Source organism: Bartonella sp. AP57NXGY, from assembly GCF_042195805.1.
Taxonomy (GTDB): Bacteria; Pseudomonadota; Alphaproteobacteria; order Rhizobiales; family Rhizobiaceae; genus Bartonella.
In genome coordinates this window covers 1-3,890 of sequence record NZ_JBHIOZ010000116.1, presented here as the reverse complement: position 1 = coordinate 3,890, position 3,890 = coordinate 1, and the positions used below count along the sequence as shown (strand labels likewise).

Annotated in this window: 1 pseudogene; it reads right to left on the bottom strand. The window is 39.3% G+C overall.

The window, feature by feature from the left end:
* Positions 1-3,890, bottom strand: a pseudogene (locus tag ACFIL8_RS08130) (hypothetical protein); the annotation flags it as partial.

The window sequence follows — 3,890 nt, the reverse complement described above, 5'->3', positions numbered from 1 at the left end:
GAAGACTCGATATTTACGTGATTCATAGTAGGACGAACGTCAGAGGATCTCCTTCTCCTAGAAGAACCCGTCTCAACAGCATCACCACTCTTCATAACCCACACAGCATGGGCATCAGTAACAACATTTCCGTTCTTAAAATCAACAGAAGCATTATCACTCACCAGAAAAGCTGCACGCTCTAAATTCTCTGCTGAATCTAACTTATTCTGCGCTTTTTTCGCAGTAATGCTAACTTTGTCTAACTTAACGCTGCCTCCAGATTCCGACCTTACTGCCACTCCTCTTTCAATAGCAATCTTTCCAGAGTCCATGGTTACCTCACCAGCCTGACTCACCAGACCAGCTGCAGCAAAATTCCCCGTCACGTTAATTTTTGTATCCTTTAAGTTAACAGACGATCCAGAACCTGCCAAAGCACCCACATAAAGCGCATCTACTGTTCCACCAATCATCTTAACTTTTCCGCCACTTTTAGCTTCAAGCCCAATTACAGAAGATTGAATTGTTGAGTTTTTATCCAAAACAATCTCTGCTTTTTCTTCTGCAAGCACAGCACTCACAAACTTTGATGGCGTAACACCAAAATTACTTCCTTTATCAGATTCTGCTCCAACAATAGTGGCAGTTTCTAACTTAACAACTGTATTACTCTTTGCATGCATAGAATGCTGAGTATCACCACGCGCCTTCAGTGTTTGTCCTGTTATCGTGTGTAATTTTCCATCGGCACAAGAATAAGCAACTTGCAATCTCTCCGCACCATTTTTCCCCATATCTCCACTACATTGAGAAGAACCACCTTCCTGCTTTATACCATTGGTTGATGTAACAGTATATACAACCCCAGGGTTTTGCGATTCAGATCTAAGTGTATTGGCTCCGCCAGTAGAAAGTAGAACACGCCCTACAGGTTTATCTCCCATCTCCTTAGATGCAGGCTTCTCTTGCTTAGACGCAGTAGAATTAACTAAGGAAGAAGAAGCCTTAGGCTTTCCAGTTTTTCCAGAAGTAGTAGGTTCTATAGTCTCTGAACTTCCTAACAAAGAAGACTGAGGAGCAGAAGGCTCAGCAGGAAGAACATCTAACGTAGAAGATGAAGTACCTTCTTCAGTTCCAGCGACTGACGAAATTCCAGCCAAAAGACCTAACTCCACATCAGAATCGCCTGTGTCAGACCTTCCAAGTCCAGAACTCTCCGGCGTAAAAGATTGAGGAGCAGAAGATATAACAGCCTGAGACGGAATTAATCCAACCTCTGTAATATCACTATTCACATCAACTGTATCAGTATCACTGTGGGTCACTGTAGCATTTTCTACTTCATTCTGACTATCTGTTCCATTAGGAGAAGCAATAAGAGAAGTATCTTCACTTCCATCAACAGTCTCCTCAGTTGTCAAAACTCTTAGTGAAGCAGATGGAGTATGTCCTTCTGATTCAGAAGTTGTAACAGGATTTCCAACAGATACATCAGCCTCTTCTACATCAGATCTTCCAAGTGTTTCAGGATTCCCTGGCAAAACAGAAGCAGTAACTTGATCAGGTACTAATGAAGAATCTAATCCTGAAGAACTATTTACCCCAGACAAAGTGCCTGCATCTTCAGATGACGAAACATCAAAAACAACAGGTCGCACAAAAGGTGTCTTAGGACTAATACGATTACGAGGTCCATGAGCTATACTTTGCCGCCTCTCACCATTTTCTAATTTACTTTCTAAGCTGAAAGTCCACACTACCTCAGGTCTATTTTCAGGTTTTCTTGGTCTACTGGAATATCTTATTGGACCAGAAGCACTATATTGCATTGGACCAGAAGCCCTAAGAACATATTGATAAGGTGATCCCTGCAATGTAACATATTCATTAGCAAGTTTAAAAGAATCTTCTTCTGCTTCTCCATAAACTTGAATAATTTGAAGAGAGGCAGGTTTTTTTCTATTTTCCTCCCGTCGATCTTGATTTTGTACACCTTGACGCTGAACTTTCGCTCCATTTTCTAATTGGCTATTTAAAGTGGTGATGACAGAAGTATCATTTACATACACCTTCGTTGTTCCAGAAACATCACCATGAATCAAAAGCTTATCAGACACAAGCTTAACATTATCTAAATTATCAGAAACAAAATTCACATTAACATAAAGCCTAGCATCTCCCTGAGCACGGAAACCCCTACCTAGAGTGTTTTCATCTCGTCTATTTCCAATTTGCAGTGTTTGATAACCTTCATCTTCACTTCTTGGAGGCAAAAATACAATATTACTATCTGAAAGATCTACAAACGAAAGCTTTGAATCTATATGATTTGTATTTCTCTCCGATTGTTTATGATGAATACTTTTTGTTAAATACAATCCTGAATGAGACAAATAAAGTGCAGCATTTGCATTCTCATCAACACGAGCTTCACCTATAATTGAAGATTTATGAGCATGCACTAACAGATTAGAATGAGCTTCAGCTTTTAAAAATAGATCACCCGAAAGAACACTACCCTCTCCTAAAATAACAGCACCATTTAAATCACCACCATAAATAGCTACACCGTCTGGAATTCTAAGAGTAGCTTTTTTTAAAAGAACCATCGGCATGCTCTCATTATCGTCGTAACTTCTTACGGTTACTTCTTCACCTGATTCTTTTTCATCTTCTGAAGATACCGTATTAAAATATATGCCATAAGAATCTTTCCCGGTTATTTGAATAGTTGATTCTTTAATATCAGCTTTAATCTTAAAATAATTTTTATTCTCCCTATCACCCGTAATACTTTGCATATATTGCAAAGCATTGCTATTACCTACAGTCCATCTTAGAGTAGAGAGAACATCTTCAGAAGCATCATCCATAACGTGATAAACATCATAGAGTGCATTCATTTCAAGCATATCATCTTTTGTATAAATAGAATCACCATTATCATTACGATCACCATTAGCATCAATAACAAAACGACTCGCCAAAACACCAGCTCCGAAAGCACGATCATCCATTGCACCGACTAAAAACTCGTCAATACCACGAGTAACCCACAAAACAACTGCATCAGAACTCTCAACTTTTCCTTTATTAAAAGAAATAGACCCCCCATCTGACAAGAAAATAAGATTTGGAGATTCTGTAGAATCAACAGAATCAACACTATTTCGCCCGCTTATCCCCTTTTTAATATTAATCTTAACCTCATCTAATTTTACAACCCCTTTATACCCTGCTACAACTCCCACCGCCCCTTTATCAAGATTAATCGATCCAGATTGCATCATAATTCCAGATCTACCAGAACTGTTCAACCCAACCCCAACTGCATAAAAATTCACTCCATCTAGAAAAACAAATGACGCAAAATCAGTAGAAGCTCCTATCTGACTATAATAGATCCCCCCACCTTTCATATGAATCCTTCCTTCGTTTTGTGCATCAACCCCGACTATAAATTCCTTAATACTTGAATTTTCTAGCTTAACTTTTGAATTAAGCGTTGCTAATACCCCCGCCCCCATTTTTGCATTAAGATAACCATTGAAATTTTTAGCATCATCATTTTCATTAGAACTCAAAATAACACTACCTTCTGGAAAAGCCTTCCCCCTAATAGACACTTTCTCTAACTCAACAGTTGTCCCTCGAACTAAATACAAGACTTCTTTATCACCTGCGGTATACACGTCTTTCTGAGTAACCTGTCCTGTTGCATGCATAGCATTATCGCCAAATTTCAACACACCAATAGTACTTCTCTTTAGTGTATGAGTCCCCCCATCAGAACAGATCACAGAGTTAAGGGTCTTAAAACTCCCATCAGAACATGAATTTGCACCAGAAGCAGGAGTATTAGTACCGGAGACACCACCAACGCCACCAGGAACACCGCCAACGCCAAC